The sequence below is a fragment of the Streptomyces sp. CA189 genome (genome assembly GCF_056428985.1).
In genome coordinates, this window is sequence record NZ_JBWJVM010000190.1 from 1 (window position 1) to 971 (window position 971).

General features: G+C 66.9%; 1 protein-coding gene. It reads right to left on the minus strand.

The window, feature by feature from the left end; all coding sequences use genetic code 11:
• Window positions 1-18: 18 nt before the first annotated feature.
• Complete coding sequence (locus AC061S_RS44455; RefSeq protein ID WP_478691579.1) at window positions 19-870, minus strand: IS5 family transposase; 852 nt, start codon at window positions 868-870, stop codon at window positions 19-21.
• Window positions 871-971 lie beyond the last annotated feature (101 nt).

Genomic DNA, 971 nt, shown 5'->3' on the forward strand with positions numbered 1-971 from the left:
AGGGTGTCCGCCAGTAGGTCATCGGATGCGGGGGTTTCGAGGGCGGGTGTCCCAGCGGTAGAGGGTCCAGGCGCGTCGGATCAGGCAGCGGACAGTGATGACTGTGCTGGCCAGAGCGATGAAGAACTCAACGGGGGCTCTTCGCCGCTCGGTGCACCGGCGGAGCTTGCCGAAGTTGTTCATCCACGAGTTCGTGCGCTCGACTACCCACCGTCCGCCGGCCTGGATCGGGGTCTTCGCGCCGCGCTCGGCGATCCGGCCGGTGATCTGCCGGGCGAGGAGATCTTGATGGACCATGCTGTAGTCGTATCCGGCGTCCAGGCTCAGGCGCGGGTGGTCGGGCAGCGGCCCCAGGGCTGCTTCCAGGTCGGCGAAGTGGTCGAGGGTCGCGGGCAGCAGTGTGTGGTCACGGACGTTGGCCGGCGCCGGGTCGGTGACCAGCGGTATGCCGTACCCGTCCGTCAACTGTGAACGTTTCATGCCGAGTTTGGCTCGGTCGACCGGGCTCTTTCCGGCGCACTCTCCACCGGAGGGCGCTTTTGCTATGCAGCCGTCGGCGGACAGCTGGTCGAGTTCGAGGCCGATCATGCGGTCGTAGCAGGCGAGTGCGAGCAGCCGCAGGGTCTCCATCGCGCCGGTAGCGATCCATTCATCGCGGCGGCGGCGCAGGGTAGTGGCGGAGCACAGGTGGTCGGCCGCCCGCTCGTATCCGCATCCGAAGACCAGGACCTGCACCAGGCGGTCGAAGACCACCGCGTCGCTGATGCGCGGGTTGTGGCAGCCCCACGGATGGCGGTCCTCACGAGTGGGCAGTAGCGCGAGGAACTGGTCGCGGATCGGGTCGAGAATGCATGATGGGACGGCAGGCACGGATCCCCCGGTGATCATGAAGCGTAGAGAACTCCATGATCGGGCGAACCGTGCCTGCCCTACTACTGCCGCCCAGTCGGGCACCTACTGGCGGACGTTCT